Source organism: Nocardioides sp. P4_G10, from assembly GCF_056401175.1.
Genome location: NZ_JBFUJV010000047.1, coordinates 1 through 1,507, shown reverse-complemented (window position 1 = coordinate 1,507; position 1,507 = coordinate 1). Strand labels below are relative to the sequence as shown.

Below are 1,507 nucleotides of genomic sequence, written 5' to 3'. Positions count from 1 at the left end.
GGCCTTCACCGCCCCCGTGGTGGTGGGCCTGGCCGCGGGCCTGCTGGCGACCGCGGTGGTGCGGCTGGTCGCGAGCCGGCTCGCCCGGCGTCCCGGCCTCGGGCCGTCGCTCGCCGGCCACCGCCTCGCGCTGCCGCGGGCCGCGACCGGTCTCCCCGTCCTGGTCGGCTCGGCCGTGCTCCTCGGCTGCGCCGCCAACACGGCGCTGGCCGTCCACGACTGGACGCGCGACACCTCGCTCGTGACGTCCGCGACGCCCCTGGTGGTGTCGTACGACGGCCCTGCCGACGGACTGCTCGAGGCGACCCGCAAGGCCGACCCGGACGGCCAGTGGCTGATGGCCGCGATCCGGGTCCTGGAGGACGACCGGCCGATCTCGCGTCGGGTCTACCTCGACAGCGCCCGCTACGAGCGGGTCGTGGGTGACCGGCTGGCGGGGACCGCCGCCGCCGACGGCTCCGCCGAGGTGTCCGACCTCGGCGACGCTGCCGCCGCGACCGATCCCGAACCGACCACCACCGGACGCCGCATGACCGTCCGCCTCGACCTCGCCGGCTCCCGCCCGCGCCCCCTGCGCCTCGACGTGCTGACGGTGAGCCCGTCCGGCTCGGGCCGCCAGACCGTCTTCGCCCGGCCGACGCCGGGGACGCCGACGACCGTGTCCGCCGACCTCGTCCGGTGCGAGACCGGCTGCCGGGTGACCGGCATGGAGGTCGCCATCGGCGCCCCCTGCAACGACGACACCTGGGCCCAGCCCTTCTGCCAGCGGCCGGCCCTCACCCTGACCGAGCTCGACCTCGGCGGTCTCGACCTGCTGGCCCGCCCGTGGGTGCTGGCCGAGCCCGACGAGCGACCCCCGGGCGAGGTCGCGGCCACGCCCGGACGGCTCCGGGTCCGGCCGAGCAGCGCCGGCACCAGCTACCTCACCACCGACAGGTCGCCCTGGGCCACCCCGATCCTCGCCACGAGCAGCGTGGAGTGGCCTGACGCGCCGGAGGCCCCGACCACCGGTGGCATGGCCCGCCCGGCCCGCGTCCTGGCGACCGCCGACGCCCTGCCCGTGGTCGGCGCGGCGGGCACCGTGCTCGACCTGCCGACCTCCGTGGTCCCGGGCACCGGTGCCGTGGCGCGCGCCGAGCCGCTGGTCCTCGCTCGTGCGGACACTCCCGAGAGCGTGCTGACCCAGGTCGGCACGCCCCGTCAGGGCCCCGAGCTCTCGCGCGAGGTCGTCGAGGCCGCCGACGACGGGGTCGCGAGGCGGTTCGCGCTGCTCGCTGCCGGGGGCGCGCTGCTCGGGCTGCTGGCCGTCGTGCTGCCGGCCGCGAGGCTGCGACGCGAGCGCACCCACGAGCGCGCGGTGCTGCGTCTCGTCGGCGTACGCCGGTCCGACCAGCACGCCGCCGGCCGCCTGCAGGTCGTGGTRATGGCGCTCGCGGCCGGCCTGGCGAGCGTCGCTGCCACGCTGCTGGTCGTCTCGACCCTCTCCGACGCCCTGCCGGTGCTGGCC

General features: G+C 77.8%; 1 protein-coding gene. It reads left to right on the top strand.

Translation table 11 applies throughout. The annotated features are described in order from the left end of the window. Positions 1 to 1,507: hypothetical protein (locus AC1DP1_RS23175; RefSeq protein WP_477508848.1), on the top strand; the 1,507-nt coding region annotated here is incomplete at both ends.